The sequence below is a fragment of the Streptomyces sp. MNU89 genome (assembly GCF_020982505.1).
Taxonomy (GTDB): domain Bacteria; phylum Actinomycetota; class Actinomycetes; order Streptomycetales; family Streptomycetaceae; genus Streptomyces; species Streptomyces xinghaiensis.
On the sequence record NZ_JAJKLL010000001.1, the window covers coordinates 3,097,742 to 3,111,980 of the forward strand.

General features: G+C 69.6%; 13 protein-coding genes and 3 tRNA genes. 2 read left to right on the forward strand and 14 right to left on the reverse strand.

Translation table 11 applies throughout. The features are described from left to right. Window positions 1-127 precede the first annotated feature (127 nt). The 8 genes from rpoB to E4N63_RS13285 all read right to left on the reverse strand — a co-directional run bounded on the left by rpoB (window position 128) and on the right by E4N63_RS13285 (window position 8,589). Complete coding sequence (gene rpoB / locus E4N63_RS13250) at window positions 128-3,610, reverse strand: DNA-directed RNA polymerase subunit beta (protein WP_019707813.1); 3,483 nt, start codon at window positions 3,608-3,610, stop codon at window positions 128-130. A gap of 613 nt (window positions 3,611-4,223) precedes the next feature. Beyond that, window positions 4,224-4,613, reverse strand: coding sequence for a 50S ribosomal protein L7/L12 (gene rplL / locus E4N63_RS13255; protein ID WP_125623145.1), 390 nt, complete (start codon window positions 4,611-4,613; stop codon window positions 4,224-4,226). 99 nt (window positions 4,614-4,712) lie between these two features. Next, window positions 4,713-5,273 carry a 50S ribosomal protein L10 gene (gene rplJ / locus E4N63_RS13260; protein ID WP_019707811.1) on the reverse strand — a complete coding sequence of 187 codons (561 nt, stop codon included), beginning with the start codon at window positions 5,271-5,273 and terminating at the stop codon, window positions 4,713-4,715. Window positions 5,274-5,708: 435 nt separating this feature from the next. Next, window positions 5,709-6,425 (reverse strand): 50S ribosomal protein L1, encoded by a 717-nt coding sequence (gene rplA, locus E4N63_RS13265; RefSeq protein ID WP_030542552.1) that lies wholly within the window; start codon window positions 6,423-6,425, stop codon window positions 5,709-5,711. Between the two features lie 91 nt (window positions 6,426-6,516). Continuing rightward, the gene (rplK, locus tag E4N63_RS13270; RefSeq protein ID WP_019707809.1) at window positions 6,517-6,951 is read right to left on the reverse strand and encodes a 50S ribosomal protein L11; all 435 of its coding nucleotides are present in this window, start codon (window positions 6,949-6,951) and stop codon (window positions 6,517-6,519) included. 203 nt (window positions 6,952-7,154) lie between these two features. Next, window positions 7,155-8,042: a transcription termination/antitermination protein NusG gene (gene nusG, locus E4N63_RS13275; protein WP_125623140.1), complete on the reverse strand. Its 888-nt coding sequence runs from the start codon at window positions 8,040-8,042 to the stop codon at window positions 7,155-7,157. A gap of 73 nt (window positions 8,043-8,115) precedes the next feature. After that, window positions 8,116-8,409, reverse strand: coding sequence for a preprotein translocase subunit SecE (gene secE / locus E4N63_RS13280; protein WP_019707807.1), 294 nt, complete (start codon window positions 8,407-8,409; stop codon window positions 8,116-8,118). 107 nt (window positions 8,410-8,516) lie between these two features. Then, window positions 8,517-8,589 (reverse strand) — tRNA-Trp (locus tag E4N63_RS13285). A 226-nt stretch (window positions 8,590-8,815) separates the two neighbouring features. Between E4N63_RS13285 and E4N63_RS13290 the strand changes: the two genes are divergently transcribed. Together E4N63_RS13290 and E4N63_RS13295 are read left to right on the forward strand one after the other, a co-directional pair. Beyond that, window positions 8,816-10,057 carry a pyridoxal phosphate-dependent aminotransferase gene (locus E4N63_RS13290; protein WP_230240753.1) on the forward strand — a complete coding sequence of 414 codons (1,242 nt, stop codon included), beginning with the start codon at window positions 8,816-8,818 and terminating at the stop codon, window positions 10,055-10,057. A gap of 111 nt (window positions 10,058-10,168) precedes the next feature. Next, a complete protein-coding gene (locus E4N63_RS13295; protein WP_125623138.1) occupies window positions 10,169-11,227 on the forward strand; it encodes an adenosine deaminase in 1,059 nt (352 codons plus the stop codon). 177 nt (window positions 11,228-11,404) lie between these two features. Here E4N63_RS13295 and E4N63_RS13300 read toward each other — a convergent pair whose 3' ends face one another. From E4N63_RS13300 to E4N63_RS13325, 6 genes are all read right to left on the reverse strand, one after another. After that, a complete protein-coding gene (locus E4N63_RS13300; RefSeq protein WP_125623137.1) occupies window positions 11,405-12,460 on the reverse strand; it encodes a UDP-N-acetylmuramate dehydrogenase in 1,056 nt (351 codons plus the stop codon). Between the two features lie 232 nt (window positions 12,461-12,692). Next, a complete protein-coding gene (locus E4N63_RS13305; RefSeq protein WP_230240755.1) occupies window positions 12,693-13,127 on the reverse strand; it encodes a MaoC family dehydratase in 435 nt (144 codons plus the stop codon). 1 nt (window position 13,128) lies between these two features. Next, on the reverse strand, window positions 13,129-13,581 hold the full coding sequence (locus tag E4N63_RS13310; RefSeq protein ID WP_125623136.1) for a MaoC family dehydratase N-terminal domain-containing protein: 453 nt from the start codon (window positions 13,579-13,581) through the stop codon (window positions 13,129-13,131). A 158-nt stretch (window positions 13,582-13,739) separates the two neighbouring features. Further along, window positions 13,740-13,904 carry a 50S ribosomal protein L33 gene (rpmG, locus tag E4N63_RS13315; protein ID WP_003948671.1) on the reverse strand — a complete coding sequence of 55 codons (165 nt, stop codon included), beginning with the start codon at window positions 13,902-13,904 and terminating at the stop codon, window positions 13,740-13,742. 83 nt (window positions 13,905-13,987) lie between these two features. Next, window positions 13,988-14,060 (reverse strand) — tRNA-Met (locus tag E4N63_RS13320). A 46-nt stretch (window positions 14,061-14,106) separates the two neighbouring features. Beyond that, window positions 14,107-14,179: transfer RNA gene (locus E4N63_RS13325), tRNA-Thr, on the reverse strand. Window positions 14,180-14,239 lie beyond the last annotated feature (60 nt).

The following is a 14,239-nucleotide window of genomic DNA, read 5'->3' on the forward strand; positions in this document are numbered from 1 at the left end:
CCTCTTTCGGGGTTTGTCGCCGCTGCCGAGGGGGGCGCCTGCCGGCTGCGGCTGTGTCTTCATCGTGGTCTGTACGGTCCGGGCCGGCCGGGCCCGCCGCCCTGGGCAGCGGGTCCCGGCCCGACCGTCAGACCTCTTCGACGCTGCTCGGCTCGCGCCGGGACAGGTCGATTCCGAGCTCCTCCGCGGCGCGGAAGACGTCCTCGTCGGTGTCACGCATCTCGATGGACATGCCGTCCGAGGACAGCACCTCCACGTTGAGGCAGAGCGACTGCATTTCCTTGATGAGCACCTTGAAGGACTCGGGAATGCCGGGCTCGGGGATGTTCTCGCCCTTGACGATGGCCTCGTAGACCTTCACGCGGCCGGTGACGTCGTCGGACTTGATGGTCAGCAGCTCCTGGAGGGCGTAAGCGGCGCCGTACGCCTCCAGCGCCCACACCTCCATCTCACCGAAGCGCTGGCCACCGAACTGGGCCTTACCACCCAGCGGCTGCTGGGTGATCATCGAGTACGGACCGGTCGACCGGGCGTGCAGCTTGTCGTCGACCAGGTGGTGGAGCTTGAGGATGTACATGTACCCGATCGAGATCGGGTCCGGGAACGGCTCGCCGGAGCGGCCGTCGAACAGCCGGGCCTTGCCGGAGCCCTGCACCATGCGGTCACCGTCGCGGTTGGGGATCGTGGCCTCGAAGAGACCGGCGATCTCGTCCTCGCGGGCGCCGTCGAACACCGGGGTGGCGACGTTGGTGCGCGGTGCGACCTCGTCGGCGCCGATGGCCTTGAGGCGCTGCATCCACTCCTCGTCGCCCTCCACCTTCCAGCCCTGGCTGGCGAGCCAGCCGAGGTGGATCTCCAGCACCTGTCCCGGGTTCATCCGGGACGGGACGCCGAGCGGGTTGAGGATGATGTCGACCGGGGTGCCGTCCTCCAGGAACGGCATGTCCTCGACCGGCAGGATCTTGGAGATGACGCCCTTGTTGCCGTGACGGCCGGCGAGCTTGTCACCGTCGGTGATCTTGCGCTTCTGGGCGACGTAGACGCGGACGAGCTGGTTGACGCCGGGCGGCAGCTCGTCGCCCTCCTCGCGGTCGAAGACGCGGACGCCGATGACCTTGCCGGTCTCGCCGTGCGGCACCTTCAGCGAGGTGTCGCGGACCTCGCGCGCCTTCTCACCGAAGATCGCGCGGAGCAGCCGCTCCTCCGGGGTCAGCTCGGTCTCGCCCTTGGGCGTGACCTTGCCGACCAGGATGTCGCCCGCGACGACCTCGGCACCGATACGGATGATGCCGCGCTCGTCGAGGTCGGCGAGGACCTCCTCGGAGACGTTCGGGATGTCCCGGGTGATCTCCTCGGGGCCGAGCTTGGTGTCACGGGCGTCGACCTCGTGCTCCTCGATGTGGATCGAGGAGAGGACGTCGTCCTGCACCAAACGCTGGCTGAGGATGATCGCGTCTTCGTAGTTGTAGCCCTCCCACGGCATGAACGCCACGAGGAGGTTCTTGCCGAGGGCCATCTCGCCCTCTTCGGTGGAGGGGCCGTCGGCGAGGACCTGGCCCTCGACCACGCGGGCGCCCTCGTCCACGACGACCTTCTGGTTGAAGGAGGTGCCCTGGTTGGAGCGGGAGAACTTCGCCACCCGGTAGGTGGTGTAGGTGCCGTCGTCGTTGGCGACGGTGATGTAGTCCGCGGAGACCTCCTGGACCACACCGTCCTTCTCGGCCTTGATCACGTCACCGGCGTCGACCGCGCAGCGGTACTCCATGCCGGTGCCGACCAGCGGGGCCTCCGCCTTCAGCAGCGGCACGGCCTGACGCATCATGTTGGAGCCCATGAGCGCGCGGTTGGCGTCGTCGTGCTCGAGGAACGGGATCATGGCGGTCGCGACCGACACCATCTGGCGCGGCGAGACGTCCATGTAGTCGACCTCGGTCCCGGGGACGTAGTCGACCTCACCACCGCGGCGGCGGACCAGGACCCGGCCCTCGGCGAAGTGGAAGTCGTCCGTCAGCGGGGCGTTGGCCTGCGCGATGACGAAGCGGTCCTCCTCGTCGGCCGTGAGGTAGTCCACGCTGTCGGTGACGATGCCCTCGGTGACCCGGCGGTACGGGGTCTCGACGAAGCCGAACGCGTTGACCCGGCCGTACGAGGCGAGCGAGCCGATCAGACCGATGTTCGGGCCCTCGGGCGTCTCGATCGGGCACATGCGGCCGTAGTGCGAGGGGTGGACGTCACGGACCTCGAAGCCGGCCCGCTCACGGCTCAGACCGCCCGGGCCCAGCGCCGACAGGCGGCGCTTGTGGGTCAGCCCCGAGATGGGGTTGGTCTGGTCCATGAACTGGGAGAGCTGGCTGGTGCCGAAGAACTCCTTGATGGAGGCGACGACCGGCCGGATGTTGATCAGGGTCTGCGGCGTGATCGCCTCGACGTCCTGGGTGGTCATCCGCTCGCGGACGACGCGCTCCATCCGGGCCAGGCCGGTGCGCACCTGGTTCTGGATGAGCTCGCCGACGTTGCGCAGGCGGCGGTTGCCGAAGTGGTCGATGTCGTCGGTCTCGACGACGATCTCCTGGCCCTCGGCGCTGACCGTCTCGGTCTCGCCCGCGTGCAGCTTCACCAGGTACTTGATGGTGGCGATGATGTCGGCGGTGGTGAGCACGCCGGCGTCCAGCGGCTCGTCCCCGCCGAGCTTCTTGTTCACCTTGTAGCGGCCGACCTTCGCGAGGTCGTAGCGCTTCGGGTTGAAGTAGAGGTTCTCCAGCAGGGTCTGGGCCGCCTCGCGCGTGGGGGGCTCGCCCGGACGCAGCTTGCGGTAGATGTCGAGCAGCGCGTCGTCCTGCCCCTGGGTGTGGTCCTTCTCCAGGGTGGCGCGCATGGACTCGTACTCGCCGAACTCCTCCAGGATCTGCTCGGTGGTCCAGCCGAGCGCCTTGAGCAGGACGGTGACGGACTGCTTGCGCTTGCGGTCGATGCGGACACCGACCATGTCACGCTTGTCGATCTCCATCTCCAGCCAGGCACCCCGGGAAGGGATGATCTTGGCGGAGAAGATGTCCTTGTCGGAGGTCTTGTCGATCGAGCTGTCGAAGTAGACGCCCGGCGAGCGGACCAGCTGCGAGACGACGACACGCTCGGTGCCGTTGATGCAGAAGGTGCCCTTGTCGGTCATGAGCGGGAAGTCGCCCATGAAGACCGTCTGGGACTTGATCTCACCGGTCTCGTTGTTCGTGAACTCGGCGGTGACGAAGAGCGGCGCGGCGTACGTGAAGTCGCGCTCCTTGCACTCCTCGAGGGAGTTCTTCGGCGGCTCGAAGCGGTGGTCGCGGAAGGTCAGCGACATCGACCCGGAGAAGTCCTCGATCGGGGAGATCTCTTCGAAGATCTCCTCCAGACCGGACTTCGTGGGGACGTCCTGCCCACTCTCCAGGGCCGACTCGACCCGGGCCTTCCAAGCGGCGTTGCCGAGCAGCCAGTCGAAGCTCTCGGTTTGCAGCGCAAGGAGATTGGGAACCTCGAGAGGCTCCTTGATCTTTGCAAAGGAGATGCGCAGCGGGGCGGTGCTGGCGCCGTTGTTCGTATTGGCGGTCGAGGCGTTGCGCGAGGCGGCCAAGAGGGGGTCCTTCCGAGGGCTCGGACTCACTACGCGCGTACCGGCCCCGTTCCGTGCGCGGAGAAGACGTCCCAGGTCAGATCCCTGGTCCGGGGAGTCTTCAGCAGCTTTCGAGAACGGGTCATGCCCCTGGTGACGGGCAGAGGGCAGCTAACAGGCAGCGCAAAGGGTCAGTGTAGCCACAAGGCACACTGATGTCCAGAGCAGATTTCCGGAGACCGGCGCAGTACCACTCTCTCCCTCCGGGAAGTGACGGCCGCCCCCTCGGAAAAGGGGCCGCACTTCGTTGTTCCTCACGCTGTCCAACGCCTGCGGCAAGGTTTCCCACTTCGTACGCGATCCATGCATCGAACCCGGGATCGATGTCGCGGCGCGTGGAGAGAATCGCGTGCCTCGGTGCCATACGTCAAGGCCCCCGCCCCGCGGAGACCGTTGCGGAGGCACCGCCGGAGCAGCGGTGATCACCATACCCGCAGGACCCGGCAGGGCAAGGACGCCCGCCACACCGGCGCCGGAGAACGCCCGAGGGCGGCCACCCGTGCGGGTGGCCGCCCTCGTGTACGGACCCGGAGCGGACGGCCTCTCACAAGGCGTCCGCTTCAGGCCGCAGGGGTCACTTGACCTCGACGGAGGCGCCGGCGCCCTTGAGGGACTCGGCGGCCTTGTCGGCCTGCTCCTTGCTGACCTTCTCGAGGACGGGCTTCGGAGCACCGTCGACGAGGTCCTTGGCCTCCTTCAGACCCAGCGAGGTCAGCTCGCGCACGACCTTGATGACCTGGATCTTCTTGTCGCCGGCGCCGGTGAGGACGACGTCGAACTCGTCCTTCTCCTCGGGGGCCTCGGCGGCGGCACCGGCGGCGGCACCGCCGGCAGCGGCGACGGCGACCGGGGCGGCGGCCTCGACGTCGAACTTCTCCTCGAAGGCCTTCACGAACTCGGAGAGCTCGATGAGGGTCATCTCGCTGAACTGCTCGAGCAGGTCTTCCTGGGACAGCTTCGCCATGATGGCGTCCTTCCACTCATTCGGCAGGTGCCGGATCTACATTTCGGCGGGCGTGCGCCTGGCGGCGTTACTTCACGGGCCCGCTGCGACCGCGTCCTCTTACTCGGCGGACTCGGCCTCGGCGGGAGCCGGCGTACCGGCACCGCCCTGCTCGACCTTGCTGCGAAGGGCGTCCGCGGTGCGGACGAACTTCGAGAGCGGGGCCTGGAAGGTCGCCGCGGCCTTGGCCATGGACGCCTTCATGCCACCGGCCAGCTTGGCGAGCAGCACCTCGCGGGACTCGAGGTCCGCAAGCTTCTTGAACTCGTCGGCGGACAGCGCCTTGCCGTCAAGGACACCGCCCTTGATGACGAGACTGGGGTTGTCCTTGGCGAAGTCACGGAGACCCTTCGCCGCCGCGACCGGGTCACCGGTCACGAAGGCCACGGCCGACGAACCCGCGAACAGGTCGTCGATCGTCGTGATCCCGGCTTCGTTAGCCGCGATCTTGGTCAGCGTGTTCTTCACCACACGGTACTGAGCGTTCTCACCGAGCGAACGGCGCAGCTCCTTGAGCTGAGCCACGGTGAGACCGGTGTACGCGGTCACAACGGCCGCGTTGGAGTTCTGGAACTTGTCCTTCATCTCCTCGACGGCATCGACCTTGTCGGGCCTCGCCATGAGCCTCGGCCTCCTTCCGGGTGATGATCCTCGACTGACCTCACGATCAGCCGCACACGTCGCCGGACCGCCCGCATCGGGCACGCGAAGAAGGGGGCTCAACAAAAACGAAACGCCCCGGTGCAGGCGCACGGGGCGTGACTCGACCACGAAAGCCCATCGGGCTCCGGGGGAGTCTCTCCTCATTCACCTGCACGGGCCGTCCGCGGAAGCGGATCCTTCGGCCACCGCACACTCGGGAGCGCACGGCAACGACCAGCGGTCTTTGGCTACGGGAGTAGCGTACGCGGACGGCACGCGTCCAGGCAAATCGGAACGTCACCGGCTCCCGTGCCGGCACCGGACGGGCGGTTCGCGGCGGCGCACGGGCCGGGCCCCGCGCCTCCGAAGAGGTGCGGGGCCCGGTCGCTCACAGCGCGTCGCTGCCACCGTCGGTCAGACGGCGGCCTCCTCCTCCAGGAGGTTGCGGGTGCGGTTGGAGTCCAGCTGGATGCCGGGGCCCATCGTGGTGCTCAGGGTGGCCTTCTTGATGTAGCGGCCCTTGGCGGCGGACGGCTTGAGGCGGTTGATCTCCTCCAGCGCGGCGCCGTAGTTCTCCACGAGCTGCTTCTCGTCGAAGGAGAGCTTGCCGATGATGAAGTGGAGGTTCGCGTGCTTGTCGACACGGAACTCGATCTTGCCGCCCTTGATCTCCGTCACGGCCTTGGCCACGTCCGGGGTCACGGTGCCGGTCTTCGGGTTCGGCATCAGGCCACGGGGACCGAGCACGCGGCCCAGGCGGCCGACCTTGCCCATGAGATCCGGGGTGGCGACGACGGCGTCGAAGTCCAGACGGCCCTTGGAGACCTCGTCGATCAGTTCGTCGGAGCCGACGATGTCGGCGCCCGCGGCTTCCGCGGCCGCTGCACGCTCACCGGTCGCGAAGACCAGGACCCGGGCGGTCTTGCCGGTGCCGTGCGGCAGGTTCACGGTGCCGCGCACCATCTGGTCGGCCTTGCGCGGGTCGACACCCAGGCGCATGGCGACCTCGACGGTCGCGTCGAACTTGGTGGGAGAGGTCTCCTTGGCCAGACGGACGGCCTCGAGCGGGGCGTAGAGCTTGCCCGCCTCGATCTTGGCGTCCGCAGCGCGGAGGGACTTGCTGCGCTTCACTGCTGCTCCTCGGGTTCTTGGGAGTCGTGGTGCGGGCCGCGCCGGCCCTTCCACGGTGACGGTGCGAGGGGGCCCTCGACCGGGACGGGCGTCAGCCCTCGACCGTGACGCCCATGGAACGGGCGGTGCCGGCGATGATCTTCTCGGCGGCGTCCAGGTCGTTGGCGTTGAGGTCGGGCATCTTGGTGGTGGCGATCTCGCGCACCTGGTCGCGGGTGATCTTGGCGACCTTCTTGACGTGCGGCTCGCCGGAGCCCTTGTCCACGCCCGCGGCCTTGAGGATCAGCTTCGCGGCCGGCGGGGTCTTCGTCACGAAGGTGAAGGAGCGGTCCTCGTAGACCGTGATCTCCACCGGCACGACCATCCCGCGCTGCGACTCGGTCGCGGCGTTGTAGGCCTTGCAGAACTCCATGATGTTGACGCCGTGCTGGCCCAGCGCGGGGCCGACCGGCGGGGCCGGGTTGGCGGCGCCGGCCTGGATCTGGAGCTTGATCAGCCCCGTGACCTTCTTCTTCTTGGGAGGCATTGCTCTCTCCGGGTCCTAGTGAGAGGTTTCCGCCCCGGTCCGGTCATCCGGACGGAGGCATACCGCACCACGATAACGGGTATGACAGTGCGGCCAAAAACCGAGCAGGTCAGACGGTTCTCCGTGATCCCGCGTGCGGGATGTCCGGAGAGCCGTCCGACCTGTTCGGAAGCTGCCGGGCGCGGCCCCGGGGGGCCGGCTGCCTAGTTCTTCTGGATCTGGTCGAAGCTCAGCTCGACCGGGGTCTCCCGGCCGAAGATCTCGACCAGGCCCTTGACCTTCTTGGAGTCGGCGTTGATCTCGTTGATGGTGGCCTGGAGGGTGGCGAACGGGCCGTCGGTGACGGTGACCGAGTCGCCGACCTCGAAGTCCAGCACCTGGACCTCGACCTTGCGGCTGGGCACCGGGACGCCGGCTTCCTCGGCCGCGGCCTTGGCGGCCTTCTCCTCGGCCTCCGGGGCGAGCATCTTGACGATCTCGTCGAGCGTCAGCGGGTAGGGGTCGTAGGCGTTGCCCACGAAGCCCGTGACGCCGGGGGTGTTCCGGACGACGCCCCAGGACTCGTTCGTCAGATCCATGCGCACCAGCACATAGCCGGGGAGCTTGTTCTGGCGGACGTTCTTCCGCTCCCCGTTCTTGATCTGGACGATCTCTTCCTCGGGGACCTCGGCCTGGTAGATGAACTCCTCGACGTTGAGCGAGACGGCGCGCTGCTCCAGGTTGGCCTTCACGCGCTTCTCGTAGCCCGCGTAGGTGTGGATCACGTACCACTCGCCGGGGAGGGCGCGCAGCTCACGGCGGAGCTCCTCAACCGGGTCGGCCTGGGGCTCCTCGGCAGCGGCGGGCTCGGCGGAGGTCTCGTCCTCCGCGCCCTCCGCTTCGGCGGGCTCGGGGGACTCCGCGGGCCCAGCCGGCTCGGCGGGCTCCTCCGCGGCGGCGGGCTCCGGGGTCTCCCCGGCCTCCGCGGCCGGTGCGGTGTCCTCGGTGCCGTCGCCGACCGTGTCCGGTGCAGCCTGGGCCGCCTCGGCCGTCGCCGCAGCCTCTTCGCCCTGGTCGGGCTCGATGGCGTCGTTCAGGTTCGGGTCAGACACGGTGGCTGCTTCTTCCTGGCTTCAAGGGGTTGAACATGCGTCGTGGGGCGCCGAGAGCGACGCCGACGCGGGATCAGCCGAAGACGTACTTGACGGCTTCGGCGAATCCAAAGTCAATCACAGTCACCAGGGCAATCATGATGACGACGAAGATGATCACCACGGTGGTGTAGGTCGTGAGCTGGTTGCGGGTCGGCCAGACGACCTTCCGCAGCTCGGCCACGATCTGCCGGTAGAAGAGCGCGAGCCGGCCCAGCGGGCCCTTCTTGCCGCGCTTGCCGCCGCGCCGGACCTTCTTCTGCTCGTCCGTCTCGCCGTCGGACCGACCGCTCTCAGGCGTGTCGATGGAGCCCAGGGCGTCCGTCACTCGTCCTCACCTGAATCCGGGTCGTGGCCGTGCCGCGCCCGGTGGAGCCGCACGGCGGTGCGTTGTCGTACGTACCTGCGCACACATCCTGGCGAAGATGCGTGTAGCAGGGCCGGAGGGACTTGAACCCCCAACCGCTGGTTTTGGAGACCAGTGCTCTACCAATTGAGCTACGACCCTTTGTCCCCCTCAACCTACCGCATCCGGGGCAACCCATGGAGTGGGCGTGACCGGAGCGGCCGTGAGGGCCAACGCCCAGTGAGTGTACGTGTTCTGCGGCCGGGCGTCGAACAGGTACCGGTTCCGGCGGCCACGGGGGATCGGCCGGGCCCTTCCCCCCGGCGGCCGCGCTCCGCTTCCCGTCACCCTCGCCCCCGGCGGGGTCCGGTCCGGAACAATGCCGCCCATGAATACTGCTGCCACTCCTCCCACACCGCCCGGGACCGGCCGGCGGGTGTCCGCCCGTATCGCCGCGATCTCCGAATCCGCGACCCTCTCGGTCGACGCCAGGGCCAAGGCTCTCCGGGCGGCGGGGCGGCCGGTGATCGGCTTCGGTGCCGGCGAGCCCGACTTCCCGACGCCCGGCTACATCACCGAGGCGGCGGCCGAGGCCTGCCGGGACCCCCGGTACCACCGCTACACCCCGGCCGGCGGCCTCCCCGAGCTGAGGGCCGCCATCGCCGGGAAGACCCGGCGCGATTCCGGCTACGAGGTCGACGCCTCCCAGGTGCTCGTCACCAACGGCGGCAAGCAGGCGATCCACGAGGCGTTCGCGGCGCTGCTCGATCCGGGCGACGAGGTCATCGTCCCCGCTCCGTACTGGACCACCTATCCGGAGTCGATCCGGCTGGCCGGCGGGGTGCCGGTGCCGGTCGTCGCCGACGAGACCAGCGGCTACCGGGTCTCCGTGGAGCAGCTGGAGGCGGCGCGCACCGAGAACACCAGGATGCTGGTGTTCGTCTCGCCCTCGAACCCGACCGGAGCCGTCCACAGCCGGGCCGAGGTGGAGGCCATCGGCCGCTGGGCGGCCGGACACGGCCTGTGGGTGATGGCGGACGAAATCTACGAGCACCTCGTGTATGGGGACGCGGAGTTCACCTCGATGCCCGTGGTGGTGCCGGAGCTGCGGGACAGGTGCGTGGTCGTGAACGGCGTGGCCAAGACGTACGCCATGACCGGCTGGCGCGTCGGCTGGGTCGTCGGCCCGCGGGACGTGATCAGGGCGGCGGCCAACCTGCAGTCGCACGCGACGTCCAACGTGTCGAATGTGGCGCAGGTGGCGGCCCTCGCGGCGGTCTCCGGTGACCTGGAGGCCGTCGCGGCCATGCGGGAGGCCTTCGACCGGCGGCGGCGGACGATCGTGCGGATGCTGAACGAGATCGACGGGGTGGAGTGCCCGGAGCCGGAGGGCGCCTTCTACGCGTACCCCTCGGTCAAGGCGCTGCTCGGGCGCGAGCTGCGGGGGAAGCGGCCGAAGACCTCCGCCGAACTGGCCGAGCTGATCCTGGACGAGGCGGAGGTGGCCGTCGTCCCGGGCGAGGCCTTCGGGACCCCGGGCTATCTGCGGCTGTCCTACGCGCTGGGGGACGAGGACCTGGCCGAGGGGGTCTCGCGCCTGCAGAGCCTGCTGGGCGAGGCGCGGGCGTAGCGGGGCGGAACGAGGCGGAATGGGCCGGGCGGTCCGGGAGGCGAGAACGTCCGGGGAGGGGGATTCCGAATCCTCTACCGTGGTGGGCGGGTCATACGGCAGGATTTTGGAATGTCGCCGTACCACCACGGGAATCCCCCGCTCCCCCGCACCGCCGCGCGTGATGTCCGGCTGCTGCCGAAGGCTCATCTGCATCTGCACTTCACCGGGTCGATGCGGCCCACCACGCTGCTGGAACTCGCCGACAAGCACGGCGTGCACCTGCCGGAGGCGCTGAGCGGCGGCGAGCCGCCGAAGCTGCGGGCGACGGACGAGCGGGGCTGGTTCCGGTTCCAGCGGCTCTACGACATCGCCCGGTCGTGCCTGCGGACCGCCGAGGACATCCAGCGGCTGGTGCGCGAAGCCGCGCAGGAGGACGCGCGGGACGGCTCCGGCTGGCTGGAGATCCAGGTCGACCCGACCTCGTACGCGCCCCGGCTCGGCGGGCTCATCCCCACCATGGAGATCATCCTGGACGCGGTGGACGCCGCGTCGCGGGAGACGGGGGTCGGGATGCGGGTGCTCGTCGCGGCGAACCGGGTGAAGCATCCGCTGGACGCGCGCACCCTGGCGCGGCTGGCGGTGCGGTACGCGGACCGCGGGGTGATCGGTTTCGGGCTGTCGAACGACGAGCGGCGCGGATTCGCCCGGGACTTCGACCGGGCGTTCGCCATCGCCCGGGCCGGCGGGCTGATCGCCGCCCCGCACGGGGGTGAACTGTCGGGGCCCGGCAGCGTACGGGACTGCCTGGACGATCTGCGCGCCGACCGGGTGGGGCACGGGGTGCGGGCCGCGGAGGACCCGCGGCTGCTGGAACGGCTGGCCGAACGGGGGGTGGCCTGCGAGGTCTGCCCGGCGTCCAATGTGGCGCTCGGTGTCTACGAGAAGGCGGAGGACGTGCCGCTGCGGACGTTGTTCGACGCGGGGGTGCCGGTGGCGCTGGGCGCCGACGACCCGCTGCTGTTCGGGTCGCGGCTGGCGGACCAGTACGCGCTGGTGCGGTCCGTGCTGGGGTTCAGCGATGCCGAACTGGCCGAGCTGGCACGACAGTCGGTGCGGGCTTCGCAGGCGCCGGAGGATGTGCGCAAGCAGATGCTGAGCGGCATCGACGACTGGCTGGCGGCGGAGTAGCCGGGGCGGTGTTCCCCGCCGGGTCGCGGTGGCCGGCCCGTGCGGGCTCGGGCCGGCGTACGGTGCCCGGCCCGCCGGGGGGGAGGCGTCCTGGTGCGCCGTGGGCCGGCCGGCGGGTGTTGGCTGCCGGGCGTCGCGGCGGCTTGCGCGTGCCGCGCCCGGTGGCGCGCGGGTGTTCTAGAGGCTGACGCCCACCGTCACCGGCTCGTTGACGAGGGTCACCCCGAAGGCCTCGCGCACACCGTCGCGGACCTCCCGGGCCAGGGCGAGCAGGTCCTCGGTCGTGGCCTCGCCGCGGTTGGTGAGCGCCAGGGTGTGCTTGCCGGAGATGCGGGCCGGGCCGGTGCCGTAGCCCTTGGTGAAGCCGGCCTTGTCGATGAGCCAGGCGGCGGAGGTCTTCATCCGCCCGTCGCCCGCCGGGTACGCGGGCGGCTCGGTGCCGGGGCCGAGGCGTTCGGCGACGCGGGCCAGGAAGGCGGCGTGCTCGTCGGCGTCCAGGACGGGGTTGGTGAAGAAGGACCCCGCGGACCAGGTGTCGTGGTCCCCCGGGTCCAGCACCATGCCCTTGCCGGCCCGGAGTGCGAGGACGGTCTCGCGTGCGGCGGAGGCGGCGACGCGCTGGCCCGGCTCGACGCCCAGGGCGCGGGCCGTCTCGGCGTACTTCAGGGGCGCCGACAAACCGCCGGCGTCCTCCAGTTCGAAGCGGACGCGCAGGACGACATGGCGGTCCGGGTCGGACTTGAAGCGGCTGTGGCGGTAGGAGAAGCCGCAGTCCGCGTTGGGGACGGTGACCGTCTCGCCGGACACCCGGTCGTACGCCACCACCTCGGTGATGGTGGTGGCGACCTCCTGGCCGTACGCGCCGACGTTCTGGATCGGCGTCGCGCCGGCGGAGCCGGGGATGCCGGCCAGGCACTCGACGCCCGCCAGGCCCGCTTCGACGGTCCGGGCCACGGCCTCGGACCAGTTCTCGCCGGCGGCCAGTTCGAGGCGGGTGCCGGCGAGGTCGAAGCCACGGGTCGCGATCCGCAGGACCGTGCCGTCGAACCCCTTGTCGGAGATGACGAGGTTGCTGCCGCCGCCGATGAGGAGCAGCGGGGTGCCGGCGGCGTCGGCTTCGCGGACGGCCTCGACGACCTCCTCGTCCGTCACCGCGGTGACCAGGCGGTTGGCCGGGCCGCCGAGGCGGAAGGTGGTGAGCGGGGCCAGCGGGGCGTCGTGGAGTACCTGCACGGGCCCAGCGTACGGGGCCGCCTCCGGCGGTGGTGTGTCCGCCCTGCTGCCCCGGGTGCCTCCGGCTCGGGGTGCGCTTCTGTGGCGGTGCGGCTCCGCTTTCCGCGCTTCGCTCGGGTGTTCTCCCTCCCGCCCACCCATGTCTCCGGTGCGGAGAAGCGAGTGGGCGGGTGCGGTGCTCCGAGCCGGTGGCGGTGGGCCAGGAGCCCGTCCGTCGCCCGCCCCGCTCGGGTCAGCTGAGCTGGACCACCGCCCGGGACATGCCCAGGACCTTCTCGCCCGTGCTCGTCGCGGTCAGGTCGATCCGGACCCTGCGGGTGTCCTCGCCCAGCTTCGCCGCGACCTTCGCCGAGACCTCGATCACGGCGCCCTTGTCGTCGTCCGGGACCACCACCGGCTTGGTGAAGCGCACCCCGTACTCGACCACCGCCGCCGGGTCACCCGCCCAGTCGGTGACGACGCGGACCGCCTCGGCCATGGTGAACATGCCGTGCGCGATGACGTCCTCCAGGCCGACGCTCTTCGCGAAGCGCTCGTTCCAGTGGATCGGGTTGAAGTCGCCGGACGCGCCCGCGTAGCGCACGAGGTCGGCACGGGTGACCGGGAAGCTCCGGGAGGGCAGCTCCGTGCCGGGCTCGACGTCGTCGTAGGAGATGACGGCCGCCATGTCAGTTCTCCTCCGGTGCGCGCGACACGATCTTGGTGTGGGCGGTGACGACGTGTTCACCGGCGGCGTCGTGCACGTCACCGCGGATGTCGACGATGTCGTTCCCCGCGAGGGTCTTGACCTCGTCGATGGTGGTGGTGACGGAGAGCCGGTCGCCGGCGCGCACGGGGCGGCTGTAGACGAACCGCTGGTCGCGGTGGACCACCCGGCTGTAGTCGAGGCCGAGCTGCGGGTCGTCGACCACCTGTCCGGCCGCCCGGTACGTGAGCGAGAACACGAAGGTCGGCGGGGCGATCACATCCGGGTGGCCGAGCGCCCTGGCCGCGTCCGGCTCGGTGTAGGCCGGGTTCGGGTCGCCGATGGCCTCGGCGAACTCGCGGATCTTCTCGCGTCCGACTTCGTACGGCGCGGTGGGCGGGTACGCCCGGCCGACGAAGGACTGGTCGAGCGCCATCTGCTCGGCACCTCCTGCTCGGGGCTGATGCTGATCGGTCTACCAGACCGGTCCCGGGTGACCGGCCCGGCCGCCTGGTGGACCCGGTGGTTCCGGTGGTCCCGGCAACGCCATGAGGCCGCCCCCGGGTGGGGACGGCCTCATGGACGAGCCTGTTGTTATCGCGTCTCGCGGTGCGCGGTGTGCGCGTTGCAGCGCGGGCAGTGCTTCTTCATCTCCAGTCGGTCCGGGTTGTTACGCCGGTTCTTCTTGGTGATGTAGTTCCGCTCCTTGCACTCCACGCAGGCCAGCGTGATCTTCGGGCGGACGTCGGTGGCAGCCACGTGAGTGCTCCTTGGACGAACAGTGGATGAACGCAGAAAGAGTAGCCGATCGAAGGACTTAGCCTGCAATCGGCTACTGTTCGTAGCGGTGACCGGACTTGAACCGGTGACACAGCGATTATGAGCCGCTTGCTCTACCGACTGAGCTACACCGCTTCGATGTCGGACAACCCGCCCGTCGGACGGATTGTTCCCACACCAGAGCCCCAATACGGAATCGAACCGTAGACCTTCTCCTTACCATGGAGACGCTCTGCCGACTGAGCTATTGGGGCGAGCGATGAAGACATTACACGCTGAACGGCCGAAGGTGAAATCCGTATCGGCCCTCGCCC

What these genes read in the sequence shown, in the direction of transcription:
- rplK (WP_019707809.1), bottom strand. Translation starts at nt 6,951, where the DNA reads ATGCCTCCCAAGAAGAAGAAGGTCACGGGGCTGATCAAGCTCCAGATC.
- E4N63_RS13290 (WP_230240753.1), top strand. Translation starts at nt 8,816, where the DNA reads ATGAATACTGCTGCCACTCCTCCCACACCGCCCGGGACCGGCCGGCGG.
- E4N63_RS13305 (WP_230240755.1), bottom strand. Translation starts at nt 13,127, where the DNA reads ATGGCGGCCGTCATCTCCTACGACGACGTCGAGCCCGGCACGGAGCTG.
- rplL (WP_125623145.1), bottom strand. Translation starts at nt 4,613, where the DNA reads ATGGCGAAGCTGTCCCAGGAAGACCTGCTCGAGCAGTTCAGCGAGATG.
- E4N63_RS13310 (WP_125623136.1), bottom strand. Translation starts at nt 13,581, where the DNA reads ATGGCGCTCGACCAGTCCTTCGTCGGCCGGGCGTACCCGCCCACCGCG.
- rplJ (WP_019707811.1), bottom strand. Translation starts at nt 5,273, where the DNA reads ATGGCGAGGCCCGACAAGGTCGATGCCGTCGAGGAGATGAAGGACAAG.
- E4N63_RS13295 (WP_125623138.1), top strand. Translation starts at nt 10,169, where the DNA reads ATGTCGCCGTACCACCACGGGAATCCCCCGCTCCCCCGCACCGCCGCG.